Here is a 249-nt window from a genome sequence, read left to right as displayed (position 1 = left end):
CGCATATCCATCGTTCCTACTCCCTGACTGGCAGTTCCGAAAAACAATGTATTATCATCTACCCAACACAAAGAGGTTACATTATTCTCCAGCAGAGCCGAGTTGTTACTGGTATAAGTTTCAAAAGTACCGGATAACGGTTCCAAACATTGCAAACCGCCTCCCAAGGAAGCAATCCAGATTCTTCCCTTATCATCCTCCACCAATGCCCAGACATTATTACTCGCCAAAGCGTTTCCGGTACCTTCC

General features: G+C 45.4%; 1 protein-coding gene. It reads right to left on the bottom strand.

Annotated features, from left to right (window positions below):
* Window positions 1-249 (bottom strand): two-component regulator propeller domain-containing protein (locus AB5935_RS27245; RefSeq protein WP_368328005.1); only part of this gene is annotated, 249 nt, incomplete at both ends.

The organism is Phocaeicola sp. RTP21198st1_B8_RTP21198_201120 (genome assembly GCF_040929485.1).
Taxonomy (GTDB): domain Bacteria; phylum Bacteroidota; class Bacteroidia; order Bacteroidales; family Bacteroidaceae; genus Phocaeicola; species Phocaeicola dorei.
This window is presented reverse-complemented; position numbering and strand designations above follow the sequence as displayed.